Raw genomic sequence first — 25,545 nt, 5'->3', positions numbered from 1 at the left:
TCCTTAAATAATAATTTAAAATGTTGAAAAAACAATTACTAGTAATTGTTTTTACCTTAAGTGCTGTAGTAAATTTTGCACAGGTAAAAATTAATGGTGTGGTTTACAACGAGTATTTAGAGCCATTTTATGGAGCTAAAGTTGTAAGTGGTTCTGAGACAACTGCATCGAATGATAATGGTGAATTTACAATCACCGTTAAAGGTAGTTTACCACAAACGATAACAGTTTCAGCTTTTGGTCACCAATCTGAAATTGTAGAAATCACAAGAGTAGGTCAAAAAGTAAATGTAATCTTAAAAGAGAACTTACTTTTAGATCAGGTTGTAATTTCCGCTTCGAGAGTTCCGGAAAGAATTATTGAATCTCCAGTAACTATCGAAAGATTTGGATTAACAGAAATCAGAAAAACAACTTCAAATTCGTTTTATGATGGATTAGTAAACCTTAAAGGAGTTCAATCAAGAGAAGGGAGTTACGGATTTAAATCAATAAACACTAGAGGATTTGCTGATTTTTCTAATTCTAGATTTGTGCAAATGGTTGATGGAATGGATACTGCCGCTCCAGCACTTAATTTTAGTGCAGGAAATCTTTCTGGAGTATCTGATTTAGATATCAATAATGTTGAAATATTACCAGGAGCATCTTCTGCTTTATATGGTGCCAATGCCTATAATGGTATATTGTTAATGAATACTAAGAACCCTTTTGACTTTACAGGAATAAGTGTTTTATATAAAACAGGGGTTACTCATCAAGAGTTAGCAGGTACTAATTTTTTCTATGATTTATCTTCTAGGTTTGCATATAAGTTCAGCGAGTCTTTTGCTGCTAAAGTTAATTTCACCTATTTTGAAGCAACAGAATGGTTAGCCAATGATACTAGAAACAAATTAATAGATACAAATGAGTTAACTGAAGGTGAAAGAGGTAATACCTTGAATTATGACGGAGTTAACATATACGGAGATGAGTTTAATACTAGTATTAACGTTGCAAGTATAGGAGCGAATGTTTTTGGAGTAGCATTGCCAAATGAAACAGTTAGTAGAACAGGGTTTGCTGAAAGAGATTTATTAATAGATGATAAATCTAAGAATTTGAGATTCTCTACTTCTTTACATTATAGACCTTTTGAGGATGAAACTTTAGAGCTGATTTTAACAACTAGATTAGCACGTGGAAATAACTTGTTACAAGGAAATTCATCTAGATTCTCACAAAGAAACTATTCAATTGGACAATCTAAATTTGAGGTAAAAGGAGAAAACTTTTATGTTAGAGCTTATCATACAAGAAATGATGCTGGAGATTCTTATAATTTAGATGTTACTGGAGCTGCTCTTAATAGAAGGACTCAGGCAACTAACTTACTAGGAAGTTGGGGAGTTGATTATGTGCTTGGATTAAGCAATAACGGAATTGATTGGAATAATTTTTCAGCTGATCTTTCAATTTTACAAGCTGCAAGAACGTATGCAGATGGTTTTAGCCTACAACCGGGTACAACTGAATTCAGAGAAGCTTTGAATGATGTTCGATCAACTTTAATTACAGAAGGTGGTAGTAGAATTTATGACAGAAGTACGTATACTCATCTTGATGGGAACTACAACTTTGCAAGTTTATTAAACGATTGGGCAGACGTACAAGTTGGAGGATCTTTTAGACAGTATAATCCTGATTCTAGAGGAACAATTTTTAATGATGCTACAGAATCAATTCAAGTTCAGGAATACGGGTTTTATTCGCAAATTCAAAAGAAATTTTTAGACGAAAGATTAAAATTAACAGCTTCTGTTCGTTATGATAAATCTCAAAATTTCGAAGGAAACTATTCACCACGTTTTGCAGTGAATTATGCTTTAGGAGCTGATAAAAACCACATCGTTCGTGCATCGTATCAAACAGGATTTAGAAACCCTACAATTCAGGAACAATATTTGTTTAATCAACCGGGAAGAAAAATAAATTTAGGTACCTCTAAAGATAATTTAGATAGAATTTCAGTGGGAGATGGATTAATTCTTAATATCCCAGGATTACCACAAGTTACAGATGGTGTTATCACTGGTGAAGATGTAATTAATAATTCCATGTTAACTGAATCTGTATATACAACTGGTAGTTTTTTAAAATCAGAATATGGTGAAATCAAACCTGAAGAAGTTAGAACAATTGAATTAGGATACCGCAGTATGTTCCCTATTTCTGATACAAATAATATTAGTATTGATGTGAACGGTTTCTATAGTATACATAATGACTTCGTATTTTTCCAAGATATAGTTACACCAAAATTTGGTCAAGTTTTTCCATTTGGTAATACTCCATTAACAGCAGCTCAGTTGCAAGACCCAGTTGTTTCTGGGGGACGTATAGATCCAGATACAAATGTATTAATTTGGGATGCTTACGCAGAATATGCTTTCACTAACTTAGGTCCAAATGGAGAGGAATTAGTTCAAGAATTTAATATTGTTACCAATAGTAAATCTAAAGTTAATTCATACGGTGCAAGTATTGCTGTTAATACTAAGGTATTCGGAAGTTTTGATTTAGGGTTGAATTATAATTATATAAATTTTAACGTTGAAGAAAGAGATAACGGTTTCTTCGAGCCTAACTTTAATACTCCAAAACATAGTGCAAAAGTTCAATTTGGGAACGACAGTCTATTAAAAAACTTTGGATTTAACTTTAGCGGAAGATGGTTAGATAAGTATAGATGGGTTTCTCCATTTGTAAAAGGAGATGTTGATGCAAGAACTGTAATGGATGCACAATTAAACTATAGAGTACCTTCTATTAAATCAAAATTCAAAATCGGAGGTACAAATTTATTCGGTGACGAATACTTAGTTGCTCCAGGTACTGGACAAATAGGGCAAGTTTACTACTTCTCTTGGACAATTAATGACTAAGCTTTAAATGGCTACTACATAAATAAAAAGCCTGAGCATTTGCTCAGGCTTTTTTACTTTATAATGTTTTCTTAGTGTAGTAGAAATCTCTTTACTCGATAATTCCTAATCGTTTTGCACGTTGTTCCCAGCTCTTTCTAGCTAGATTTTGAAGGTTAGCTACATTATCACTTTCATCCATAATTTCAAGACCTAATAATGTCTCTATAGCGTCCTCTTGTGTTACGATTCCACTTACCGATCCATATTCATCTACAACTAAAGCAATATGTTCTCTCTTTTCAATTAATTGCTCAAATAACTCAGGAATTGGTAATTCTCTTTTAGTAACAATAATATCACGTTTAATAGTTTCAAGTTTTTCTCCTCCTTTACCACGAATAATAGCTTCTAAGAGCTGATCTTTTAAAAAGTACCCAATTATATTATCAGTAGTATCTGCATACAAAGGAATACGTGAAAAACGCAATGTCGGGTTTTCATCAAAGAACGATTGAATCGTTTGAGATGCGTCCGCTGTTTTTAACACAGTTCGTGGTGTCATTATATGTTTTGCCCAAACGTCTTTAAAATTCAGCATGTTCTTGATTACTTTACTTTCATTTTCTTCAAAAACACCTTCTTTTTCAGCAATTTCAGCCATTGCAGAAAAATCTTCTCTACTTAAAACACTTTCTCCATGACCACCTTTACCAAACATTTTTGTAAATAATTGTAGGATCCAAATAATTCCTGTGTACTTAAAGAAGAATATTAAGATATTAAGTGCTTTGGTAGTAAATCCTGCTAATGATTTCCAGTATGTTGCTCCAATTGTTTTAGGAATAATTTCTGAAGCCACTAAAATTAAAATAGTCATAATTGCAGAAACTATAAATACTCCACTAAAAATTCCACTTCCAGAATCTTCAGCAAAAACTGTTTCCGCTTGTGAACCAACTAAAATGGCACCTACAGTATGCGCTATTGTGTTAAGCGTTAAAATTGCAATTAAAGGTTTATCTACATCTTTTTTTAATTCTTCTAAGCCTGTAGCATAAGATTTACCTTCTTTCTTTTTTACGTTAACAAATGTTGGTGTAACACTTAATAGTACTGCTTCCAATATTGAACATAAAAAGGAAAAAACAATAGATAAAACACCAAATAAAATTAATAGTCCCATTTTTTGATTTTTTTGTAAAAATAAAAAAACCCCAAGATTATCACTTGGGGTTTCTAATGTTTTATGATTTTGGTTTAAAAAACGTAGTTTACACCTAAACCAAATACTTCTCTCGTTTGAAATCCTTTGAAGGCATTATCATCGTAAATCGTTTGTAATGCTAAATTCGCAGACAAGTACTTATTGATTTTCATAACTACATTTACTGTGTAGTCTAAATCTATATTTTGTGGATCTTCTAAATAGTTGCTGTATAAGTTCACAATGTTTTCTACAGAAACATTCTCCATAACATTGAATTTGTAATAACCACTAACAGAAGCACCTAATTCGTAACGTGTAGTTTCACCAGCATCAACTCCAAAAGCAGGAGCTAAATCTTCTGCTAAAACAACTAATTTTGATGTTGCTGGAGCAATATTTACTTTTAAGTTATCACTTTTCTTCCATAACATACCAGGTCCAAATTGGAAATATGCTGGAGAGAAAAAGTGTGATTGTTGAACACCATTAACATCTGTAGAAGACATTTGCGTTTTAAAGTTAAAGAAAGCTGAGTAGTACCAGTTTCCTTGTGCTTTTTTACCAGCTAAAGAGTTAAACTCAAAACGGTCATCCGTTTTTTGTAAACTCTGTCCTTTTAATTTTGTTAAACCGTAAGAAGCTATAATCTTGTTATCCCAAGTCCAGTCTCCTTTGATGTAATTAAAATCGTAGTTAATTCCTAAAGTACCTGCAATACTGTTTGTACCACCGGCTAACCAGTTGTTAAAAGCAGATTGGTTAAAAAGAAAAGAAATAGTACCTCCTTTTTTCCATCCTTCTTTTGGTTCTTCTTTTTTCTCATCTTGAGCAGAAAGAGTTAATCCTCCTAATACTATAGCAATAGCTAATAATTTTTTCATTATAAATAAATTAATTAAATAAATGTTAGCGCAAAACTACGCTTTCTCTGGAATTTAGACCAATATGAAATGAAAAAGTCACATATTATAGGAAAACATAATTCACGCCCAAGCCAAAAAGTTGTTTAAACTGAATGCTTTTAGAGGCGTTATCATCTATAATAGTATGAAAACCAAGGTTTGTAGAAAAGTATTTACTGATTTTTACTAAAAAATTAATTTGATAATCAACATCAACATTTTGCGGGTTATCTAGATAATCGGAATATAAAGCCAAAATATTTTCCATAGTTAAGTTTTCAGTTATAGAAAACTTATAATAAGATGATAAATTAAATCCTAAACCGAAACTACTTGTTTGTCCTTCGTCAACACCATACTTTCCTGAAAAATCAGGAGAAACAAATGTAAATCTAGAAGAAGAAGGTGCAATATTGATAAACTTGGTATCTGATTTCTTCCATAACATTCCTGGTCCGAAACTTAAATAGGCAGGAGAGAAGAAATCGGAAATAGCTAATTTCGGTGTTTGAACATAATCATACCCTCGTGTAAATTGAGTTTTTAAATTATTGAAAAAAGAAAAGAACCAATCTTTTTTCGATTTGTAACCCAGAAGAGAATTGTATTCAATTCGATCATCAGTTTTACGAACACCTTGTTTATCAACATAGCTTAAGCCGTAAGCAGAAGTTATTTTATTATCCCAGTTCCAGTTGTTCTTTTTGTAATTGAATTCATAGTTTACATTTAAATTACCAGCAACTGTATTGGTTCCACCAGCAACCCAATTTGAAAATGTTGATTGATTTAATATAAATGCCAACTTGGTAATAGTGTTCCATTTTTTCGGAATACTATCTTGGTTTTTTTCTTGTTGTACTTTTTCCTCTTGAGAGAATGCAATGTTACTAACCAATAAAATAACTAATAGTAGTTTTTTTATCATATCTAAAAATTAGGGATTACTTATTTTTAAATAGGGGAACTGTTGAGCAAGCCTCTCCAAACATGATAGACTTTGCTGCGGGCTGAATTCTTTCGATTAAAAAAGAATAAGCACTTTGTGGTATAGGTTTATTGGCGCAACCTTTAATAATTACAGGTTTACCTTGGAAAGAATCAACTTCTAAATTTCCAATGATTTCAGAAAAAAGAACAGTTTCTAAAAGTTCCAAATCACCAACAATTACTTTTTTAGCAAAAGGATTTAGTTGAGTAGACAATAATAAATATGCCCAAGAAGGAATTATTGCATCTGTTGAACATCCTAAGGCTACATAAGCATCTTTATACTGAGACCAATCGTGATTTTTCACTTGGTCTCTAAAATCCTTTTCTCTTAAAAGTAAACCTTCAAACAACCAATCTGAAATATCGAATTTCACACGTTGTCCAGAAGGGTAGAAGTCTTCTAAATCAATAGTAACTAATTTACTATTTGCTACTCTATTTACAATTTCTTCAGCCATAGAAAAGGTTTTATAACATTCCTAATTCAAGTTTTGCTTCTTCACTCATCATATCTTGAGTCCAAGTTGGATCAAAAGTAATTTCAACCTCACAATCATTAATTTCTTTTAAGGTTTTTACTTTTTCTTCAACTTCAACAGGTAAAGTTTCTGCAACAGGACAGTTTGGTGAAGTTAATGTCATTAATATTTTCGCATCATTTTCTTCTGAAACAAAAACATCATAAATTAATCCTAATTCATATATATCTACAGGAATTTCTGGATCGAATATTGTTTTTAATACTCGAACTATTTTATCTCCTAATTCTTCTAAATTCTCTTCAGTCATTTTGTTAGTTATATGTATATGTTACTATAAATTGATGTCCAGTGTCCTCTAGGTTAGACTCTGATTTTACTAAAAAACCATTACCGCTGTAGGTGTTTTTGAATTTACTTTCTGATGTAAGTTCATCGTTACTTACGCTGTATTTTTTTATAGATAATTTGTTCTTTGTTGGAAAAAGATAATCATCATAAATTTTATTGTAATATGGGACTCCGGAAAAAGGATTTTTTTTAGAGTCATATTCAATAACCACATAGCTGTAATCCGTTTTTTGATAGGATACTTTATTACCTCCAATATATTTGTATTCATATATTATTGGTTCAGTATTTTTGAAAGTATACTTTTCTCTGATTAATTTTGAATTAGAATCGTAGTAGTACTCATAGGTACGAATAACTTCCATTTCTTGATTCAAGGAATTAGGTCTTGAGTAAACTTGCTTTGTTAGATTCTCAAAATTATCATATTCAAAAGATCTACTTTCGATAAGCTCAGAATTGAGAAAGCATACTTCTTTTACAATTAATTCACCATTATAAGTGTAAACTTTTTCATAAAAACTGTTTGTATCATACTCACTTTCAATTCTTACAATTTGATTTTTATCATTGTAAAAATAATTATCTGAAAATGATGAGTATAAGTTGCCTAAATAAATATCTTTAACTTCTACTTTCTTAACAAATCCATTGTTAACAAATGAATCATCTTCTGAACATGAAATCAAAAATAAAATTAACAGGCCTGTAAATATTCTTTTCATAACACTTTTTGAAATATTAACTAGTTAATTTAGATTGTTGAGCAATGGCATACATTTTAATTTGCTTTACCATAGATACTAAACCATTTGCTCTAGTTGGACTTAAATGCTCTTTTAAACCAATTTCATCAATAAATTTAGTATCGGCATCTAAAATATCCTGTGGTTTTTGGTCGGAAAAAACGCGTAATAATAACGCTACTATTCCTTTAGTCAAAATAGCATCGCTATCCGCGCTATATTTTATGATATCACCATCAATCTCAGAGTGCATCCATACTTTAGACTGACATCCTTTGATTAAATTCTCGTCTAATTTATATGTCTCATTAATAATAGGTAACGATTTTCCTAACTCAATTATATACTCGTAACGCTCCATCCAGTCTTCAAACATTGAAAACTCATCGATAATTTCTTCTTGTATTTCTTTGATAGTCATTTTTTAGAACTATTTTTGCACTTTATAAATTGTTTTGCGCATTCACTGTGCAAAATTACTGATAAAAATTAATAAATGAGTAAACTATTAGCAGTAGGAACAGTTGCTTTTGATGCAATTGAAACACCTTTTGGTAAAACTGATAAAATATTAGGAGGATCTGGAACCTTTGTAGGTTTAGCAGCATCTCAATTTGGAGTAAGTACAGGAGTAGTTTCTGTGGTAGGAGGAGATTTCCCGCAATCATACTTAGATATGATGGAAGGAAAAGGAATCGATACAGCAGGAATCGAAATTGTAAAAGATGGAAAAACGTTCTTTTGGAGTGGAAAATATCACAATGATATGAACTCAAGAGACACTTTAGTTACAGAATTAAATGTATTAGAAACATTTACTCCTGTTGTTCCAGAATCTTTTAAAGATGCTCCGGTTGTTATGTTAGGGAATTTACATCCATTAACACAAGCTTCTGTTTTAGATCAAATGAATGAAAGACCAAAGTTAGTAGTTTTAGATACTATGAACTTCTGGATGGACATTGCATTAAATGATTTACACGAAGTATTAAAAAGAATTGACGTTATTACAATTAACGACGAAGAAGCGCGTCAGTTAAGTGGAGAATATTCTTTAGTTAATGCAGCGAAGAAAATTCATGAAATGGGTCCTAAGTATGTAGTAATTAAGAAAGGAGAGCACGGAGCATTATTATTTAATGACGAGAATATGTTCTATGCACCAGCATTACCATTAGCTGAAGTATACGATCCAACAGGAGCAGGAGATACTTTTGCTGGAGGATTCTGTGGATATTTAGCTAAAACAGAAGACTACTCTTTTGAAAACATGAAGAATGCAATTATTTATGGTTCGAACTTGGCATCGTTCTGTGTTGAAAAGTTTGGAACACAACGTATGGAAGCGCTAACGAAACCAGAAGTGCAAACTCGTTTACAAGCATTTAAGCAACTAACACAATTTGATATAGAATTAGTTTAATAAAAATCCGCGCCTTTTTGCGCGGATTTTTTATTACACAAAAACAACACACAACACAACTAAAAGTATAATTAATGAGTGATTTTTTAAAGCACGAATGTGGAATTGCCTTAGTTAGATTATTAAAGCCCCTTCAATATTACAAAGACAAGTACGGTACTGCTTTTTACGGATTAAATAAATTGTATCTCCTTATGGAGAAGCAACATAATCGTGGACAAGATGGTGCAGGTTTAGCAAGTATCAAATTTAATGTTGATCCTGGTACAAGATACATTAGTAGAATTCGTTCGAATAAAACACAACCTATTCAGGATATTTTTGGACAAATCAATAATAGAATCAACGATATTTTTGAGAAAGATCCAGAGAAGTTAGAAGATGTAAAATGGCAAGAAGAAAACATGCCATACATTGGAAACTTATTTTTAGGGCATGTTCGTTATGGAACGTTTGGAGGAAATAGTATTGAAAATGTTCACCCATTTTTACGTCAAAGTAACTGGAAGCACAAAAACCTTATAGTTGCAGGTAACTTTAATATGACGAACTCTGGAGAGTTAATGAAAGAATTAATTACTCTAGGTCAGCATCCTAAAGAAGCAACTGATACGGTTACAGTAATGGAAAAAATTGGGCACTTTTTAGAAGATGAAGTTGCTCAAACGTATAAAAAAGCAAAAGCTGCTGGATTTAATAAAAAGCAAGCTTCACCATTTATAGAGGAGAATTTAGATATTCAAAGAATCTTAAAAAGATCTTCTAGAAACTGGGATGGTGGTTACGCAATGGCAGGATTATTAGGTCATGGAGATGCATTTGTTTTAAGAGATCCATCAGGAATTCGTCCGGCTTTCTGGTATCAGGATGATGAAGTAGTTGTTGTAGCTTCAGAAAGACCAGTAATTCAAACAACATTTAATGTTCCAATTGAAGAAGTTCAAGAATTACCTAGAGGAAAAGCTCTAATTATTAAGAAGAACGGAAGTACTTCTTTAGAAAGAGTAATTAAGAAAAGAGAAAAATTATCATGTTCATTTGAAAGAATTTATTTCTCAAGAGGAAGTGATGCAGATATTTACCAAGAGCGTAAAAACCTTGGGAAATTTGTTTTCCCAGAAATATTGAAATCGATTAATGACGATATTTCAAATACAGTATTTACATATATTCCGAATACAGCTGAAACTTCATTCTACGGAATGATGGAGGCTGCTGAAGATGTTTTAAATCAACAGAAAACAGCCGAAATTTTAGCCGGAGGAGGAAAATTATCTGCTCAAAGAGTAACAGAAATATTATCAGAAAGGCCACGTTTTGAAAAAATCGCGATTAAAGATGCGAAACTAAGAACGTTTATTACAGATGATAGTAGTCGTGATGATTTAGTTGCACACGTATACGATGTTACTTACGGAGTTGTAAAGCCTACAGATAACTTAGTTATTATCGACGATAGTATTGTAAGAGGAACAACGTTAAAGAAGAGTATTATTAAAATCTTAGATAGATTATCACCTAAGAAAATCGTAGTAGTTTCTTCTGCTCCTCAAATTCGTTACCCTGACTGTTATGGTATTGATATGGCTCGAATTGGTGATTTTATTGCATTTAAAGCTGCTTTAGAATTATTGAAAGAAAGAGAGATGTATCATATTGTTGATGAAGTTTACGAAAAATGTAAAGCGCAACAAGCAACCGAAGAAAAAGAAGATATCGTAAATTTTGTTAAAGAAGTTTATGCACCTTTTACAGACGAAGAAATTTCAGCTAAAATTGCTGAAATGTTGAAAACAGATGGAATCAACGCTGAAGTTGAAATTATTTATCAGACTGTTGAAGGATTACATAATTCTTGTCCAAAACATAAAGGAGATTGGTATTTTACAGGAGATTATCCAACACCTGGTGGACATCGAGTAGTAAACCAAGCGTTTATTAATTTTTACGAAGGAAATAATAAAAGAGCATACTAAGTGTATTGCGATATAAATTATAAAGAGACTGCTGATAAAGCGGTCTCTTTTAGTTTGAACTAATTTATGAAAACTTCAAATGAATTTTAAACTCAGTCAAATTGTTTTACATTGGCTTTCAATTAGCGATAAAAGAAGAGCAAAATGAAATTAGAAGAGAAAACAATCGATTATAAGAGAGTTTTAACTACAATATATAATAATGTAGTTTCCGAAGAAAATAAGGGTGCAATTGCCACTTATATTCCAGAATTAGCCAAAGTAGATTCGGACAATTTTGGAGTTTGTTTATTAAACATGAATAATGAGCAATTCGGGGTAGGGAATTGGAAAACAAAATTTTCTATTCAAAGTATTTCTAAAGTCTTGTCTTTGAGCTTGGCCTATCAAATTTTTGGAGATGAAATATGGAAACGCGTGGATGTTGAACCTTCAGGAACACCTTTTAATTCTCTAGTTCAATTAGAATCAGATTTTGGAATTCCAAGAAATCCGTTTATGAATAGTGGAGCAATGGTCATCTGTGATATGCTCGTAAGCCATTATGAAAATCCAAAAGAAGATTTTTTAGCTGCTGTCAGAGAACTTTGTAAATCATCGGATATTTCATATTCAGAAGCCGTAGCTAAATCCGAAGCTTCGGTGGGATATAGAAACAAAGCCTTATGTAATTTTATTAAGTCTTTTGGAAATATTAAAAATGAACCTGAAGAAGTATTAGATTTTTATTTTCATATGTGCTCAATTGAAATGAGTTGCCAGGAATTATCACAAGTATTTATGTATTTGGCCAATCCGAATTTTACAACTTCAACTGGTGATAACGTATTAAATCTGAGTAAAACAAAAAGGGTAAATGCAATTATGCAAACCTGCGGTTTTTATGATGAATCTGGAGAATTTTCTTTTAGGGTTGGATTACCAGGAAAGAGTGGAGTTGGCGGAGGAATCGTAGCAGTTTATCCTGGTAAATATTGCATCGCAGCTTGGAGTCCTAAATTGAATGAAAAAGGAAATTCTTATCGAGGAATGAAATTTTTAGAAGCATTTACTACCGAAACTGAGGAGTCAATTTTTTGATTTGAAAATTAATTCAAAATTATAAATCACTAAAAGAGAAGTTTGTGATAGGAGCAATTTAGATACATTTTGATCTTTATAAGCTACATGAGAATATTCTAAGTTCAATATAGTTATAATTCGTTTAATATAATGAACATTTAAATTTTAAGTGTACTAGTTTTTCTTTATATATTTGTAATGAAAAAGATTCACAAAAAGCTATAAATGTTATGGAAGTAAAATCGATAGACTTTTTCAGTTAATCCATGTTATTATAATTATTTCAAAAGTAATATAAGACATAATATCGTTATGTCTGAAATATATTACCTATAAAAATTATATAAGAAGAAAAAAGAATTCAAATCAATAATTATATGAAATACATTATACTGAGTATTTTACTTTTAAAATCCATCTATGCATTTGGGCAAAATACTAGTTCAGTAAATAGCGGGGCAATTCAAAACAACAACCTTATGCATTCAGTGGGTGAAGTTTTTGTAATATCCAATAATGAAAACAATATAAGTTCTGGTATTATTGCAGTTACCACACAAATCGAGTTTTTCACATTGGGAACTGAAGAAATATTATTGTCAGAGGATATAAGAGTATATCCAAACCCAGCGAATCATTCTCTTAATCTTAATATTAACAAAAAGATCAAGAAAATTTTTATCTATAATACTTCAGGTCAATTAGTTTCCGAGCAAATACTTAATAATGCGAATAGAGTTAATCTAACAAATTTGTCTAAAGGTATATATTTTTTAAAAACAGAAAACCCAAATATAAAATCTATTAAAATTATAAAGAAGTAGAAAAACGATGAAAAAGCTTTTATTTTATTTATTCCTAATAAGTTCATTTTTGGTAAATGCACAAGTACCACAAGGGATAAGTTATCAAGCAGTGGCATTTAAAAATGACGGAAGTGTTATTGCAAATGAAAATATTGGAATAAAAATATCAATTCTAGATAGTTCTATTACTGGAACAGCAGTGTATACTGAAACTCATACTAAAACAACAAATGACAAAGGCTTGTTTAGTTTAAACATAGGGCATGGAGATGCAAGTGTTGGGGAATTTTCATCTATTAAATGGGGAATTAACACTAAGTTTTTAAAAGTAGAGATTGACCCAGCAGGAGGAAATAATTATACTATATCGGGGACAAACCAATTGATGAGTACACCATATGCTTTGTATGCAGAAACTATAAATGTTGAAAGTTTACCCGCTACAATAACAGCCAAAAGTAAAGTTAGTAAAGTAATTGTAATATATACTGAGACAAATGCTTATGGATTTTCACAGTTTGATGGGGGGTCAGGTAGCTGGAAATCTATTTCATTAAGCGGAGCTCCTTTGGGTGCAATTGCTTCTAATGATCAGATAGTAGTTTATACTGATACAAATGCTTATGGATTTTCACAATTTAATGGAGGTTCAAGTAGTTGGAAAGCTACTTCGTTAAACGGAACTCCAATAGGAGCTGTTGCATCAAACAACAGTATAGTAGTTTATACTGATACAAATGCTTATGGATTTTCACAATTTAATGGAGGTTCAAGTAGTTGGAAAGCTACTTCATTGAATGGAACTGCTATTGGTGCTGCTGCATCTAATCTCAATATAGTTGTATACACAAATTCAAATGCTTATGGATTTTCACAGTTTGATGGAGGTTCAAGTAGTTGGAAGCCCATTTCATTAAGTGGAACTCCTATAGAAGCTATTGCTTCTTCAATAAATATAGTAGTATATACAAGCTCTAATGCTTATGGTTTTTCACAATTTAATGGAGGGTCAAGTAGTTGGAAATCGACTACATTAAATGGAACGCCAATTAATACAGTTAGCAAATAAAAGTTCTAATACTAAACCTTTTCTAATTTAAAGAAAAGGTTTTTTCAAAAATATGCTCTACATTTATGTAGAACAAAATAAAAGTTTTGAGACAGTTATTTTTTTTAGCAGCCTTTTTGTTAGTTTTTTCATGTATGAAAACTCAAAAAAAGTCAAATTCTATGAACTCAAAAATTATTGTAGCTCATCGCGGAGCTTCAGGTTATTTACCAGAACATACAATGGAAGCCAAAGCTATGGCTTATGCAATGAATCCTGATTTTCTTGAACAAGATTTAGTGCTGAGTAAAGATGATGTTCCTGTAGTTATTCATGATATTTATTTAGATGATGTTACTGATGTTGCTGCAAAATTTCCTGAGCGAAAACGCGAAGATGACCGATACTATGTGATCGATTTTACTTTTGAGGAATTGCAGAGTTTACATGTTTCTGAACGTTTCGATCCTAAAACTGGTAAACAATTTTATCCGAATAGATTTCCGAAAGGAAAAGGGAGTTTTAAGTTACATTCTCTACAGCAAGAAATCGAATTGATTCAAGGACTGAATAAAAGTACGGGGAATAGTATTGGAATTTATCCAGAAATTAAGAATCCTGAGTTTCATCATAAGAATGGAAAAGATATTGCTCAAATCACTTTAGAGGTTTTATCAGAATATGGATATACTACTAAAAAAGACAATTGCATTTTTCAATGTTTTGATGCTAAAGAATTGGAACGTGTTCGAAAGGAGTTAAAATCCGATTTGTTTTTAGTGCAATTAATAGAATTCCCAGAGGAAACAAAACAGCTAGATCATTTTGCTACTTACGCAGATGGAATTGGACCTTGGTATAAACAAGTTATAGACAAAAAGGTTGATGGTAAATGGCAATTTACTTCTTTAGTTGAAGATGCTCATAAATTAGGCTTAAAAGTGCATGCATATACGTTTAGAGCAGATCAATTAGGTGATTTTTCTTCATTCGAAGAGCACGTAAACACCTTGCTTTTTGAAGCTAATATTGATGGATGTTTTACTGACTTTCCAGATAAAGTTGTTCGACTATTGAATAAATAGTTTAGAATTCTAGCTCTTGCTTAAATTTTACAGACTGTCTGCGAGAAACTTCAACTTCAATGTCATTCTTCATGGTGAACTTTAATTTTCCGTTGAACCATGGAGTGACGTTAACAATATGTTTCAGATTCACAATTTGCTGTCTGTTTACTCGAAAGAAATAGTTTAGTGGTAATCGACTTTCAATTTTATTTAGCGATTTATAAATCAAAGGCTTTTTGTCTTTAAAATAAACACGAGTGTAATTTCCTACAATTTCAAAAAGAGTAATTTCTTGAATCGCTACCATCCAACAATCTTCACCATCTTTTAAAAACACTTGACTTGTTGGTGTAAGTAAATTGGTTACTTCTTTTTCTGAATTCTCAGTAATTTGAAGCTTATCAATTGTCTTTTGAAGTCTACTTTTATTAATTGGTTTTAATAAATAATCAAAAGCATTGTATTCAAAAGACTTAATTGCATATTCATCATAAGCCGTTGTAAATATTACTGTCGGAATTTCATCTAACATTTCTAACAAAGCAAAACCATCTTTTTCAGGCATGTTTATATCCAAGAATAGTAAATCAGGAAAATCAGAATTGATTAACTCATAGGCTTCATCTACATTTTCAGCTTCACCAATTATTTTGATATGATCGTAATCGTTAAGTAATAACTTCAACTCTTTTCTTGCCAATCTAGAGTCTTCTACAATAACAGCTTTTATAGATGTTTTCATAACGGAATTTGAATATGAGCAATTACAGTTTGTTTTTCTTCGAAGAGCTTAAAATTAGCTTTATCACCATATAAAATACGAAGACGATCGCTAATATTTTTTAATCCAATTTTAGTAGATTCTTTATTGTTTTCTAACTGACCAGTATTACTTACTTTAATTTCTAAATTTTTATCTATTTCCGAAACTTGTAAGTGTACAGTTCCTCCATTTTTTTGTTGAGAAATACCATGTTTTATAGCATTTTCAATAAGCATTTGAATAATCATTGGAGGAATTTCCAATGCTAAAAGATTAGAATCTATCTCTTCCTTATAAGTTAGTCTATCTTCAAATTGAATATGACTTAGTGCAATAAAATTCGAAACCATTTCTAACTCTTCCTTTAGTTTTATAGTACTATTACTACTTTTTGAAAGTGAATAACGTAGCAATTCAGAAAGACGTGTAATCATATCTCTAGCTTTTTCAACATCTTCCAACATTAGTCCTCTGATGTTATTTAAACTATTAAACATGAAGTGTGGATTAATTTGTCCTTTTAAAGTATTCAACTGAGAGTCTTTAAATGAACTCTCTAATTCCAAATATTCAATATGCCTCTGTTTAGAGTTGATTAAAGTTTTAATACTGATATAAAACAACAACCAAAAAAGCACAAAAAGAAATATATTAATCGCAGATGACACTATTCTACCAAAAGAAAGTGTCATGTTTTTTTCAAGTATAAAACTAAAAGCCAAATATGAAAATCCAATTAAGGTAAATGTGTATCCAATTGAAGAGAGTACATAGCCAATAATTACTTTTGAATAATCCTTTTTTAAGGAATCAAATGAAGCAATATAATTTTTGATGTAGTTTCTTAAAATAGTAGTCCAAAATATACCTAGAATAAAAAAAAGCAACGTTTCTAAAATGAGATACTTTTTAATTAAAGGATCAGTATTATAGATGTATTTTGCGTAACCATTTAGAAATGATGGAATTCCCCAACCCGTAATTTGAAGTGCCCAGAATAGTAATTGTTGCGATTTTAGATTCATAAATCTTGTAAAAGTGAAAGATACTAATTATTAAAAGCGTTTTAAGATCCAATCTTTTATAATCACCATTGCTTTTTCAGAAAACGTTTCATCAATTTTAGCATATTCCTCTATGCTTCCTGTTTCTGCTACTTGAAATAAATGATTGAATCCTTCTAATTCTTTTATTTCAACATCTTTATTTGTTGACGTTTTTAGCGCACTTCGGATAGCATTTAAGTTCAGCTCAGACAATACTTGAATATCTTTTGATCCGTTTAAAGCTAAAAAAGGACAAGTTACTTTGGCAAAATATGGCTTTGGATCTGTTTTAATAAAGTTCATTAGCCACTTATCAGTTACAGCTTTTATTTGTTGGTCTATGACTTGGTCATTCATTTGCATTAACATCAAGTTTTTTGGCAACTCCTTCTTTTTCGCTAAAAAGAATTTACGGGTACTTTTGGCAACAGAAAGAGAGTCTGGTTCTTTTTGAACTATTGAATACACCCCGTTTGAAATCATTTCATTAAAATCAATAAGATCTGAGGATACGTTTTTTAACTCTAACGCCTTTCTAGATTGAGTTAGTAATATTTCCTTTCCATCTACTCCTGGTCCTGCTAAAGAGATAAAAAAGGCAACATCTTTATTTCTAGAAGAAGCAATAGCACCAATAATTCCTCCTTCACTATGTCCAATTAACCCAATTTGATTAGTGTTGATAACATCTTTTCTAGTCTTTAAATATGCAACAGCACTTTCCGCATCATCAGCAAAGTCATGAGTTGTTGCAGTTTTAAAATTTCCTTTAGATTCAGCAATTCCTCGATCATCATAACGTAGCACAGCAATTCCGTTTCTTGTTAAATAATCTGATAATACAAGAAATGGACGATGATTAAATGCTTTTACTTCACTATCTCTATTTTGCGGACCAGAACCTGAAATTAGAATTGCAACTGGAGGATTTTTTTCATTTTTAGGAAGTGTTAATGTTCCAGCTAAAGTGATATTTTCCTTTGAATTTACAAATGAAACTTCCTCAACCAAATATGGTAACGGAGCAACAGGGTCTTGTGGTCTTGGTGAAGTTTGAGCACAAAGACTAATTACGGAAGATGTAATTAGTGTTATTAAAGCTAAAAGTAAACGTGTCATAATTTTAATTTTTTTAGCTAAACTAAGTATCAAATTTACTTTTTCAAGGCAATTTATGATGAGTGGTAAAATAGAAACATAAACGGTATTTGATTCTAAGTAAAACTTAAAATCAACGTAAATACTGGGTTTGTTGAAAAAATTGAACGGGATTTATTCCCTTTTAAGCCTAATTTTTCCCTTTCACGCAGTTTTAGAATTCAAAAACTTTGAAGTTGAGGTTTCTTTGTGGTGTGATTAAAAACACACACACAATTAAATTTTTACAACTACTATTAAACTCCTGTATTATGAATTTTAAAAGAATATTGATTTTAGGTTTTGTTTTTCTTTCAACGACAATAATAACTGCTCAACAAGATGTATGCGTGAGCTCATCATCATCAGACGATCTTTTAATGGAATTAAATACTATAGATAAGTGTTTACATGATAAAGAAAGTGCAGAAAAAGAAATGCCTAAACCAAGAACAAAAAGGTATTTAAGAACAAGAAGAAATAGTTATTATCATAAACTAAGAAAGAATTTAAGCGCAATTAATTCAACTAAAAACAAGGCTCCTAAAAAAGAGGTAAAAGCAAGAGATGTGTATTTAGGTGAAGTAACAGAACAACCAGTTTTATTAGTTTCAGGTAATAATGCGAATTACAAAGGGAACTTAAAGGATGTGTTAAACAACTATATAAATGATAACTTAGTATACCCTGAGTCTTTAAAAGAAAGAGGTGTTGAAGGAATTGTATGGACTAGTTTTATTATTGACGCTAACGGAGGTGTAAAAAACATTGTTGCTTTAGGACCAATTAATGGTGAATTATTAGAAGCTGAAGCTACTAGAATTATAAAAGGTTTACCAAAATTTAAGCCTGGTAAAATTGATAACGAACTTGTAAATGTGAAGCATTTGATGGCTATTAACTTTGAAATAGGTAAGTAATTTATACTTACCTTTTCTTTTTATGAATTGTGCGATGATACTAAGATGTAACCTGAAGTAATTTAGAACGATAAGCAGATAATAATTTGGACTTTGAGATAAAGCCAATATAAGTTCCGTCTTCTTTTACAATAGGTAAATTCCAAGCGCCACTTTCTTTAAATTTTTGCATAATTTTTTCAATGCTATCTGTATTAAAAATAACTGTAGGCGCGCTTTTCATAAAATCTAATACTGTTAACTTATCGTATAGCTTTTCATCAAATAATATTGGACGAATATCATCCAAAAGAATAATCCCGAGAAATTCATTGTTTTCATTTAAAACAGGAAAAATATTTCTGTTAGACTTTGTAACTGCAGTGGTTAATAGTTGTCGCATAGACATTTCTAGAGAAACAGAAATAAAGTTTTTTTCAATAATTTTTTCAATACTCATCATCATCATTACATTTTTATCTCGATCATGAGTAATCAACTCTCCTCTTTCTGCTAATTCAACGGCATAAATAGAGTTAGATACAAAGTATTTAGTTATTGCATAAGAAACTGCAGCAACCAACATTAAAGGAACAAATAAATCATATCCACCAGTTATTTCAGCAATTAAGAAAATAGCGGTTAATGGTGCATGAAGAACTCCTGCCATTAAACCCGTCATTCCAATTAATGTAAAGTTGGTTTCAGAAACGGAAAACCCGAAAGCATTAATAGTTTTAGCAAGTACATTACCTAAAATACTTCCCATAACTAACGTTGGAATAAAAATACCACCAACACCACCTGCAGCAAAGGTTGTGGTCATGGCTATTACTTTTAGTACACCTACAATCATCAATAAAATGATAACTGTCCAAACATTGTTTTTATCAAACTTATATGGAAGTTCTTTTAAGGCTTCAGCGGCATCATTTAATAGTAAATTGTTAATTATAGAATATCCTTCTCCGTAAAGAGGAGGAACTAATAATAGTAATAAACCAATGGCAATGGAGCTCCAAAATAACTTCTGCGATGTTTTTTTAAATCGATTAAAAAAGTTGATAATGATAAAGTAGATTTTCGAAAAGTAAACGGAAGCGAATCCAGTGAAAATTGCAAGAAAAACATAAAAAGCAATGTCGTTAATTTGAAAGGTTTCTTGAATTTTTACAGAGAATAACACATCTTGACCTAAGAAAAAATAAGACGTAACAATTGCAGAAACAGAAGCTAATAATAATGGAATGAGCGAAACAAAAGCTAAGTCTAAACTAAATATTTCGATTGCGAAAATAATTGCTGCAATAGGTGCTTGAAACATTGATGCCATTGCACCTGCTGCGGCACACGCAATTAATAGCATTCTGGTTTTAGTATTTACGTGAAACAATTGTGAAATTCCAGACCCTAGCGCAGCACCGGTGCTTACAGCCGGACCTTGTAATCCTATTGATCCTCCAAATCCTGCGGTTATAGGAGCGGTAAGTACTGAAGCATAAATTTTATATTGTTCTATAATTCCACTCTTTTTAGAAATAGCCTCTAGTGTGGTTGAAATACCATGACCAATCTCTTTTTTAAGCAGATATTTTTTAATAATATGAACTAAGAGTAAACCAATGATGGGAAATAAAAAGTAAAAAGAGTAGTGATAATCTTTAATTAAATTCCCTTCTAAAATCCATTGAAAAAAATAAGTAAGATTCTTTAGAACTAACGTTCCTAAACCTGCTAAGAAACCCACCAAAATACTTAAAACATAAACGAACTGACGTTCAGAAACATTCTTATATCTCCAAATAAGAATTCGCTTTAGTGTTTTCTTAGAAATTAGCATCAACTATTTTATTTAACCAACGTGTCTGTACCTAAGTAACCATCATCTTTGTTATAATACCAAGCTCTTACTTTAGGCATTTTTATACCGTTTATTATTTCCTCTTCAGAAAGTAAAATATATTCACCACTGTCTTTTGTTGCTTTGAAAAATTGATAAATCTCCATGGCATAAGTCTTCGGGTTAAAGTAAAAATACCAAGTGTCTTTACCTACACTTTCATCATAAGTTACTTTTAGTACTAAATATTCTTTTCCTTTGAACTTTTTCTTTTCTACTTTATCATGAATATTAGTTCCGTTGTCTTTTAACTTCATTGGAAGTCCATATAAATAACTATAGTAATTTTTGTAAAGATTCGCTCGATCACAACTTAATTTATGTTCTTTTAAAATAGCTTCAGAAGGATTTTGATCACCGTTAAAGGCAATTTTACATTCTTTCTTATCAACTGTATATTCTGTTGTGTTTTCTCCTCTAGTTGCTTTTACATAAAAGAATTCATTCGGTAAATCGATTTTTATTTCGCTCTCTCTTTTTGGTTTATTAGGAATTGTCATGGTAACATTCAAGGTTCCTTTAAATGTTTTCCAATTTCCATGTGGGTCATGATATTGAATCGCTTTATCCAACAACTCTTTTCCAGAAATCTCTTGAGAAAATGAGAGAAAAGAGCTGAAACAAGCTAAAAATAGTGAGATACGTAGAAACATAGATTTGGTTTTAAAATGGAAATTTAATAAAAATATAAATCAATAAATATTGATTTTTAATTTATCATCATATAACTGTATTTCAGCTACATATTATAATTGTTCGTGTTGTTTTTTGTGATAAATCAAAACTAAATGATTAGCTTTTAATATGTTTAGAAAAGTATTTGGTTTAATATTATTGATGTTAGGAATTGGGTTACTCTTTTCTCCTCAAATTATTAGCGAAGTATTTTATGTAGTTGGATTTGGTGAAGGAAAGCCAATATTTGAATTAGAAACATTGATGTTTATTTTGATAAACTTTATCTGTTACACATTCGTTTTCTACATAATTTATGAAGGATTTCAGTTAATAAAAGGGAAAAAGACGAACAACGCTTAGGTTATTTATGCGTTACGTAATGACTAATTTTACACTTGAAAGAAATGTTCAAGGCAATCTTGTGAAATAAAAAATCCCGCACTAGGCGGGATTATAATTTATATGTTTTATAATTAAGCTTCTTCTTGAACATTCAATTGAATACTTAATTCTTGTAATTGATCATTATCAATAGTTGCTGGCGCGTCTATCATTACATCTCTTCCAGAATTATTCTTTGGGAATGCAATAAAATCACGAATAGTTTCTTGTCCACCTAAAATAGCAACTAATCTATCTAAACCAAAAGCTAAACCACCATGAGGAGGTGCTCCATATTCAAAAGCATCCATTAAGAAACCAAATTGTTCTTTAGCTTCTTCAGGAGTAAATCCTAAATGCTTAAACATAATAGCTTGAGTTTCTTTATCGTGAATTCTAATAGAACCTCCACCAATTTCATTACCATTTAATACTAAATCATAAGCGTTTGCTTTTACCGCTCCTGGATCTGTATCTAATAATTCAATCTGACCAGGTTTTGGTGATGTAAATGGATGGTGCATTGCATGATAATGTCCAGTTTCTTCATCCAATTCCAATAATGGGAAATCTACAACCCATAATGGTGCAAATTCATCCGGTTTACGTAAACCTAAACGCTCTGCTAATTCCATACGTAAAGCAGATAATTGTGCACGTACTTTTGAAGTTTTACCTGATAAAACACAAATTAAATCTCCTGCTTTTGCTCCAGTAGTTTCTGCCCATTTAGCTAAATCTTCTTGGTCGTAAAACTTATCTACAGACGATTTAAAACTTCCGTCTTCATTACACTTAACATATACCATTCCTAAAGCACCAACTTGTGGACGCTTCACCCAATCGATTAACTTATCAATTTCCTTTCTAGTATATGAAGCTCCACCAGGAACAGCAATACCTACAACTAATTCAGCTTCATTAAATACTTTGAATTCTTTATGTTGTGCAACTTCGTTTAACTCACCAAACTGCATTCCGAAACGAATATCAGGTTTGTCATTTCCGTATAAACGCATAGCATCATCAAAAGACATTCTTGGGAATTTATCAACTTCAACACCATTAATTTCTTTTAATAAATGACGAGTCATTCCTTCGAAAATCTCTAAAATATCTTCTTGCTCAACAAACGCCATTTCACAGTCTATTTGTGTAAACTCTGGTTGACGGTCGGCACGTAAATCTTCATCTCTAAAACATTTTACAATCTGGAAATACTTATCCATTCCACCAACCATTAATAACTGCTTAAAAGTTTGTGGTGATTGTGGTAATGCGTAAAACTGTCCAGCATTCATTCTTGAAGGAACTAAGAAATCACGAGCTCCTTCTGGAGTAGACTTAATTAAATATGGAGTTTCAACATCAATAAACCCTTTATCAGAAAGATATTTACGAACTTCCATTGAAACCTTATGACGGAAAACTAAGCTATTTTTTACCGGGTTACGACGAATATCTAAATAACGATATTTCATTCGAATATCTTCTCCACCGTCAGTTTCATCTTCAATTGTAAATGGCGGTAATTTTGCTTCGTTTAAAATGTTTAATTCAGAAACTAAAACTTCAATATCTCCTGTTTCGATATTTGGATTTTTAGAAGCTCTTTCAATAACAGTTCCTTTTACTTGAATCACAAACTCTCTACCTAATGTTTTTGCTTTTTCCATTAAGTCTTTAGAAGTTCTCTCTTCATCAAAAATCAACTGAGTAATTCCGTAACGATCTCGTAAATCAACCCAAATCATGAAACCTTTATCTCTTGATTTTTGAACCCATCCTGCTAGGGTAACTTCTGTATTAATATGCGATGCTCTTAACTCACCGCATGAATGCGATCTGTACATTTTCTATAATTTTAGATGCGCAAATTTAACTATAAATGTTAGTTTGTAAAAAATTACTAGAGTTTAGTTTTTAAGTTGAATAATCTATTTTTTTGTAGTTCTAAAATATGATTATAAATGACGATATCTGAATTCAAAAATAAATTACAAAACGAAGCCGCTACAATTGATTTTAAAGAAACAATTGAACTAATAGAAAGCAACTATAATTTCACTCCTTCAGCATTTAAAAATGGTGAATTAGAAAATCAATCTACAGAAAACCAAGGATCTTGCAAAGTGTTTTCATTTGCAATCCAAGAAGAACTATCAAAAGAGGAAACCTTAGCTTGCTTCGGTCAATACTACGCTGAGGTTGTGAATGATCCAAATGGAACAGGACATCAAAATATCAGAAATTTTATGAGAACTGGATTTGAAGGGTTAAGTTTTGAAAATGAAACGCTAATCAAACTATAATTACAGGCTGTTTTTTTTGAGTATAATCTTGGATGGAATTTCTTCGTTAAAAAAAGTTAAATCGTTGATTAACTTTCGATTTTCCTTTATTTTTATATGAATACCAAATCGCTAAGCTCATGAAAAATAAACTCTTACTAGTCTCACTAATTATTTGCTCTCAAGTTGTCTTTGGCCAACATACCATCACAATTTTAAATTCCAAAACTAAAGAACCGATTCAAAATGTTCACATAAAGAAAAAAAAGAAAGTTTATGTGTCTGATGAAAATGGGAAGGTAGTTTTCGAAAAGATAAAAGATAAAGACAGAGTTTTTCTATCTCATGTAAAGTTTTACGATAGAGCTATTAAGTTTGAAGAAATAGTGAATCAGTCTATTTTTCTTACCGAAAAGGAAGTTGTTTTATCCGAAATCTTGATTACGAAAAAGAAGAAGAAAGAATTGTACTTTCAATCCTTACCAGAGCTAGAAAAAGGCTTACATGGATTTGCTTCTGTTTTTTATAAAGATAAAATTTATGTGTTTGGTGGTGATAAGTCATCCTTGTCAGACGGAATGAGAATGGCATTTCAAGAGATGAATGAAATGCAAGATGATAATGTGAACTTTGGTGAGATTATTTATAGAGCAAATCGACGCACAAGTTATAATGGCTATAGTAATCAAGTACATATTTACGATATAAAGAATAGAAGCTGGACTTCCTTAGAGAAACCGGTTTTAAAAAGAGCTTATCACAAAGCAGTTCTTATTGATGATAAAGTATATTTATTAGGAGGAAAAAGACTTGCAACGAATAGAACTAGAGAATATTTAAGTGATGATATTGAGGTTTTTAACTTAAAAAAGAATAAACTTGAAAAATCAATTAATAATAAGCAAAATGGTGTAAATCAAGGTGTAGCAAAAATTGACAATAGCATAATTTTAGTTGGAGGTTCTGTCAAGAAATTAAAGAAAAACAAATTGAAATTTTCGAATAATGTTTCACTTTACAATACTAAAGAAGATAAATGGTATGTAATAGGGAAACTTCCTGATCCGAAGGAAACAGAATGTGTTAAAGTAAATGATAAATTATACATGATTGGAGGAAAAGGAAATGAGAAAATGAATCGAATTACTTCTTTCAACTTAAAAAATGGAAAATGGCAAATTGAGAAAGTTTTACCTAGAACAATGAAAATGCCCGCCATTGATAAAAAAGGTGACATCATTTATATTTTTGACAAGAATCATTTTTATGCTTTCAACACCAGTAATAAAGGTTTAAAAGAATATAAAATTGATTTGCCGTACGAATCAAGTAAAATGTTTTTAGTGGATAATAAGTTCTATCTTCTAGGAGGTTATGTAAAAGAGCAATTTCAATTGAAACCTTCGAAAAAAATGTACACAATTGATTTAAAGGAATTGAACACAACGATGTATGATGAATATTAAAATGACTACATTGTG

Annotated in this window: 24 protein-coding genes; 11 read left to right on the top strand and 13 right to left on the bottom strand. The window is 31.1% G+C overall.

Going from position 1 to position 25,545, the window contains the following annotated elements; genetic code table 11:
- Positions 1–20: 20 nt before the first annotated feature.
- Positions 21–2,927, top strand: coding sequence for a TonB-dependent receptor plug domain-containing protein (locus ABNT61_RS11390; RefSeq protein WP_348743302.1), 2,907 nt, complete (start codon positions 21–23; stop codon positions 2,925–2,927).
- 91 nt (positions 2,928–3,018) lie between these two features.
- On the opposite strand, the gene ABNT61_RS11385 is transcribed toward ABNT61_RS11390, so the two are convergent.
- From ABNT61_RS11385 to ABNT61_RS11355, 7 genes are all read right to left on the bottom strand, one after another.
- On the bottom strand, positions 3,019–4,092 hold the full coding sequence (locus tag ABNT61_RS11385) for a hemolysin family protein (RefSeq protein WP_348743301.1): 1,074 nt from the start codon (positions 4,090–4,092) through the stop codon (positions 3,019–3,021).
- 74 nt (positions 4,093–4,166) lie between these two features.
- Positions 4,167–4,997 (bottom strand): DUF3078 domain-containing protein, encoded by an 831-nt coding sequence (locus tag ABNT61_RS11380; protein WP_348710945.1) that lies wholly within the window; start codon positions 4,995–4,997, stop codon positions 4,167–4,169.
- An 85-nt stretch (positions 4,998–5,082) separates the two neighbouring features.
- On the bottom strand, positions 5,083–5,946 hold the full coding sequence (locus ABNT61_RS11375) for a DUF3078 domain-containing protein (protein ID WP_348743300.1): 864 nt from the start codon (positions 5,944–5,946) through the stop codon (positions 5,083–5,085).
- A 16-nt stretch (positions 5,947–5,962) separates the two neighbouring features.
- Positions 5,963–6,469: a DUF2480 family protein gene (locus tag ABNT61_RS11370; RefSeq protein WP_348710949.1), complete on the bottom strand. Its 507-nt coding sequence runs from the start codon at positions 6,467–6,469 to the stop codon at positions 5,963–5,965.
- Positions 6,470–6,479: 10 nt separating this feature from the next.
- Positions 6,480–6,800: a DUF59 domain-containing protein gene (locus tag ABNT61_RS11365; RefSeq protein ID WP_348743299.1), complete on the bottom strand. Its 321-nt coding sequence runs from the start codon at positions 6,798–6,800 to the stop codon at positions 6,480–6,482.
- Between the two features lie 4 nt (positions 6,801–6,804).
- A complete protein-coding gene (locus ABNT61_RS11360; RefSeq protein ID WP_348743298.1) occupies positions 6,805–7,566 on the bottom strand; it encodes a hypothetical protein in 762 nt (253 codons plus the stop codon).
- 16 nt (positions 7,567–7,582) lie between these two features.
- Positions 7,583–8,008, bottom strand: coding sequence for a SufE family protein (locus ABNT61_RS11355; protein ID WP_348743297.1), 426 nt, complete (start codon positions 8,006–8,008; stop codon positions 7,583–7,585).
- A gap of 75 nt (positions 8,009–8,083) precedes the next feature.
- Here ABNT61_RS11355 and ABNT61_RS11350 point away from each other — a divergent pair, with 75 nt between their 5' ends.
- From ABNT61_RS11350 to glpQ, 6 genes are all read left to right on the top strand, one after another.
- Complete coding sequence (locus ABNT61_RS11350) at positions 8,084–9,010, top strand: PfkB family carbohydrate kinase (RefSeq protein WP_348710954.1); 927 nt, start codon at positions 8,084–8,086, stop codon at positions 9,008–9,010.
- 74 nt (positions 9,011–9,084) lie between these two features.
- Positions 9,085–10,986, top strand: coding sequence for an amidophosphoribosyltransferase (locus ABNT61_RS11345; RefSeq protein WP_348724756.1), 1,902 nt, complete (start codon positions 9,085–9,087; stop codon positions 10,984–10,986).
- Positions 10,987–11,151: 165 nt separating this feature from the next.
- Positions 11,152–12,066 (top strand): glutaminase, encoded by a 915-nt coding sequence (locus ABNT61_RS11340; protein ID WP_412766943.1) that lies wholly within the window; start codon positions 11,152–11,154, stop codon positions 12,064–12,066.
- 359 nt (positions 12,067–12,425) lie between these two features.
- Positions 12,426–12,872 carry a T9SS type A sorting domain-containing protein gene (locus ABNT61_RS11335; RefSeq protein WP_348743295.1) on the top strand — a complete coding sequence of 149 codons (447 nt, stop codon included), beginning with the start codon at positions 12,426–12,428 and terminating at the stop codon, positions 12,870–12,872.
- Positions 12,873–12,879: 7 nt separating this feature from the next.
- Entirely contained in the window at positions 12,880–13,923 is a 1,044-nt protein-coding gene (locus tag ABNT61_RS11330) for a hypothetical protein (RefSeq protein WP_348743294.1), read from the top strand.
- 86 nt (positions 13,924–14,009) lie between these two features.
- Positions 14,010–14,987 carry a glycerophosphodiester phosphodiesterase gene (gene glpQ / locus ABNT61_RS11325; protein ID WP_348743293.1) on the top strand — a complete coding sequence of 326 codons (978 nt, stop codon included), beginning with the start codon at positions 14,010–14,012 and terminating at the stop codon, positions 14,985–14,987.
- A 1-nt stretch (position 14,988) separates the two neighbouring features.
- On the opposite strand, the gene ABNT61_RS11320 is transcribed toward glpQ, so the two are convergent.
- Genes ABNT61_RS11320 through ABNT61_RS11310 form a run of 3 tightly spaced genes read right to left on the bottom strand, consistent with a single transcriptional unit; the run spans position 14,989 to position 17,897 of the window.
- On the bottom strand, positions 14,989–15,711 hold the full coding sequence (locus ABNT61_RS11320) for a LytR/AlgR family response regulator transcription factor (protein WP_348743292.1): 723 nt from the start codon (positions 15,709–15,711) through the stop codon (positions 14,989–14,991).
- On the bottom strand, positions 15,708–16,757 hold the full coding sequence (locus ABNT61_RS11315) for a sensor histidine kinase (RefSeq protein ID WP_348743291.1): 1,050 nt from the start codon (positions 16,755–16,757) through the stop codon (positions 15,708–15,710). Before ABNT61_RS11315 ends, ABNT61_RS11320 begins: the two co-directional genes overlap by 4 nt.
- Positions 16,758–16,787: 30 nt before the next feature.
- Entirely contained in the window at positions 16,788–17,897 is a 1,110-nt protein-coding gene (locus ABNT61_RS11310; RefSeq protein WP_348743290.1) for an alpha/beta hydrolase family protein, read from the bottom strand.
- A 290-nt stretch (positions 17,898–18,187) separates the two neighbouring features.
- Between ABNT61_RS11310 and ABNT61_RS11305 the strand changes: the two genes are divergently transcribed.
- Positions 18,188–18,835 carry an energy transducer TonB gene (locus ABNT61_RS11305; RefSeq protein ID WP_348743289.1) on the top strand — a complete coding sequence of 216 codons (648 nt, stop codon included), beginning with the start codon at positions 18,188–18,190 and terminating at the stop codon, positions 18,833–18,835.
- A gap of 40 nt (positions 18,836–18,875) precedes the next feature.
- On the opposite strand, the gene ABNT61_RS11300 is transcribed toward ABNT61_RS11305, so the two are convergent.
- Entirely contained in the window at positions 18,876–20,654 is a 1,779-nt protein-coding gene (locus ABNT61_RS11300) for a chloride channel protein (RefSeq protein WP_348743288.1), read from the bottom strand.
- Between the two features lie 8 nt (positions 20,655–20,662).
- Positions 20,663–21,367, bottom strand: a complete 705-nt coding sequence (locus ABNT61_RS11295; RefSeq protein ID WP_348743287.1) for a DUF6503 family protein — start codon at positions 21,365–21,367, stop codon at positions 20,663–20,665.
- Positions 21,368–21,518: 151 nt separating this feature from the next.
- On the opposite strand from ABNT61_RS11295, the gene ABNT61_RS11290 reads away from it, so the two are divergent.
- Positions 21,519–21,752 carry a hypothetical protein gene (locus ABNT61_RS11290; protein WP_348743286.1) on the top strand — a complete coding sequence of 78 codons (234 nt, stop codon included), beginning with the start codon at positions 21,519–21,521 and terminating at the stop codon, positions 21,750–21,752.
- A 113-nt stretch (positions 21,753–21,865) separates the two neighbouring features.
- Here the strand turns inward: ABNT61_RS11290 and aspS are convergent, their stop codons facing one another.
- Positions 21,866–23,626, bottom strand: coding sequence for an aspartate--tRNA ligase (aspS, locus tag ABNT61_RS11285; RefSeq protein WP_348743285.1), 1,761 nt, complete (start codon positions 23,624–23,626; stop codon positions 21,866–21,868).
- A 117-nt stretch (positions 23,627–23,743) separates the two neighbouring features.
- On the opposite strand from aspS, the gene ABNT61_RS11280 reads away from it, so the two are divergent.
- Both ABNT61_RS11280 and ABNT61_RS11275 read left to right on the top strand, forming a co-directional pair.
- Positions 23,744–24,085 carry a HopJ type III effector protein gene (locus ABNT61_RS11280; RefSeq protein ID WP_348741350.1) on the top strand — a complete coding sequence of 114 codons (342 nt, stop codon included), beginning with the start codon at positions 23,744–23,746 and terminating at the stop codon, positions 24,083–24,085.
- Positions 24,086–24,204: 119 nt separating this feature from the next.
- Positions 24,205–25,530 (top strand): kelch repeat-containing protein, encoded by a 1,326-nt coding sequence (locus tag ABNT61_RS11275; protein ID WP_348743284.1) that lies wholly within the window; start codon positions 24,205–24,207, stop codon positions 25,528–25,530.
- Positions 25,531–25,545: the final 15 nt, after the last annotated feature.

Origin of the sequence: Tenacibaculum sp. 190524A05c (assembly GCF_964036595.1) — a bacterium.
In the GTDB taxonomy this organism is placed as follows: Bacteria; Bacteroidota; Bacteroidia; order Flavobacteriales; family Flavobacteriaceae; genus Polaribacter; species Polaribacter platacis.
The sequence above is the reverse complement of the archived record's forward strand: the minus strand, read 5'-3'. Positions and strand labels throughout refer to the sequence as shown.

Coding starts and splice junctions, on each gene's coding strand:
- ABNT61_RS11390 (WP_348743302.1), top strand. CDS start 21: ATGTTGAAAAAACAATTACTAGTAATTGTTTTTACCTTAAGTGCTGTA.
- ABNT61_RS11385 (WP_348743301.1), bottom strand. CDS start 4,092: ATGGGACTATTAATTTTATTTGGTGTTTTATCTATTGTTTTTTCCTTT.
- ABNT61_RS11380 (WP_348710945.1), bottom strand. CDS start 4,997: ATGAAAAAATTATTAGCTATTGCTATAGTATTAGGAGGATTAACTCTT.
- ABNT61_RS11375 (WP_348743300.1), bottom strand. CDS start 5,946: ATGATAAAAAAACTACTATTAGTTATTTTATTGGTTAGTAACATTGCA.
- ABNT61_RS11370 (WP_348710949.1), bottom strand. CDS start 6,469: ATGGCTGAAGAAATTGTAAATAGAGTAGCAAATAGTAAATTAGTTACT.
- ABNT61_RS11365 (WP_348743299.1), bottom strand. CDS start 6,800: ATGACTGAAGAGAATTTAGAAGAATTAGGAGATAAAATAGTTCGAGTA.
- ABNT61_RS11360 (WP_348743298.1), bottom strand. CDS start 7,566: ATGAAAAGAATATTTACAGGCCTGTTAATTTTATTTTTGATTTCATGT.
- ABNT61_RS11355 (WP_348743297.1), bottom strand. CDS start 8,008: ATGACTATCAAAGAAATACAAGAAGAAATTATCGATGAGTTTTCAATG.
- ABNT61_RS11350 (WP_348710954.1), top strand. CDS start 8,084: ATGAGTAAACTATTAGCAGTAGGAACAGTTGCTTTTGATGCAATTGAA.
- ABNT61_RS11345 (WP_348724756.1), top strand. CDS start 9,085: ATGAGTGATTTTTTAAAGCACGAATGTGGAATTGCCTTAGTTAGATTA.
- ABNT61_RS11335 (WP_348743295.1), top strand. CDS start 12,426: ATGAAATACATTATACTGAGTATTTTACTTTTAAAATCCATCTATGCA.
- ABNT61_RS11330 (WP_348743294.1), top strand. CDS start 12,880: ATGAAAAAGCTTTTATTTTATTTATTCCTAATAAGTTCATTTTTGGTA.
- ABNT61_RS11320 (WP_348743292.1), bottom strand. CDS start 15,711: ATGAAAACATCTATAAAAGCTGTTATTGTAGAAGACTCTAGATTGGCA.
- ABNT61_RS11315 (WP_348743291.1), bottom strand. CDS start 16,757: ATGAATCTAAAATCGCAACAATTACTATTCTGGGCACTTCAAATTACG.
- ABNT61_RS11310 (WP_348743290.1), bottom strand. CDS start 17,897: ATGACACGTTTACTTTTAGCTTTAATAACACTAATTACATCTTCCGTA.
- ABNT61_RS11305 (WP_348743289.1), top strand. CDS start 18,188: ATGAATTTTAAAAGAATATTGATTTTAGGTTTTGTTTTTCTTTCAACG.
- ABNT61_RS11300 (WP_348743288.1), bottom strand. CDS start 20,654: ATGCTAATTTCTAAGAAAACACTAAAGCGAATTCTTATTTGGAGATAT.
- ABNT61_RS11295 (WP_348743287.1), bottom strand. CDS start 21,367: ATGTTTCTACGTATCTCACTATTTTTAGCTTGTTTCAGCTCTTTTCTC.
- ABNT61_RS11290 (WP_348743286.1), top strand. CDS start 21,519: ATGTTTAGAAAAGTATTTGGTTTAATATTATTGATGTTAGGAATTGGG.
- aspS (WP_348743285.1), bottom strand. CDS start 23,626: ATGTACAGATCGCATTCATGCGGTGAGTTAAGAGCATCGCATATTAAT.
- ABNT61_RS11280 (WP_348741350.1), top strand. CDS start 23,744: ATGACGATATCTGAATTCAAAAATAAATTACAAAACGAAGCCGCTACA.
- ABNT61_RS11275 (WP_348743284.1), top strand. CDS start 24,205: ATGAAAAATAAACTCTTACTAGTCTCACTAATTATTTGCTCTCAAGTT.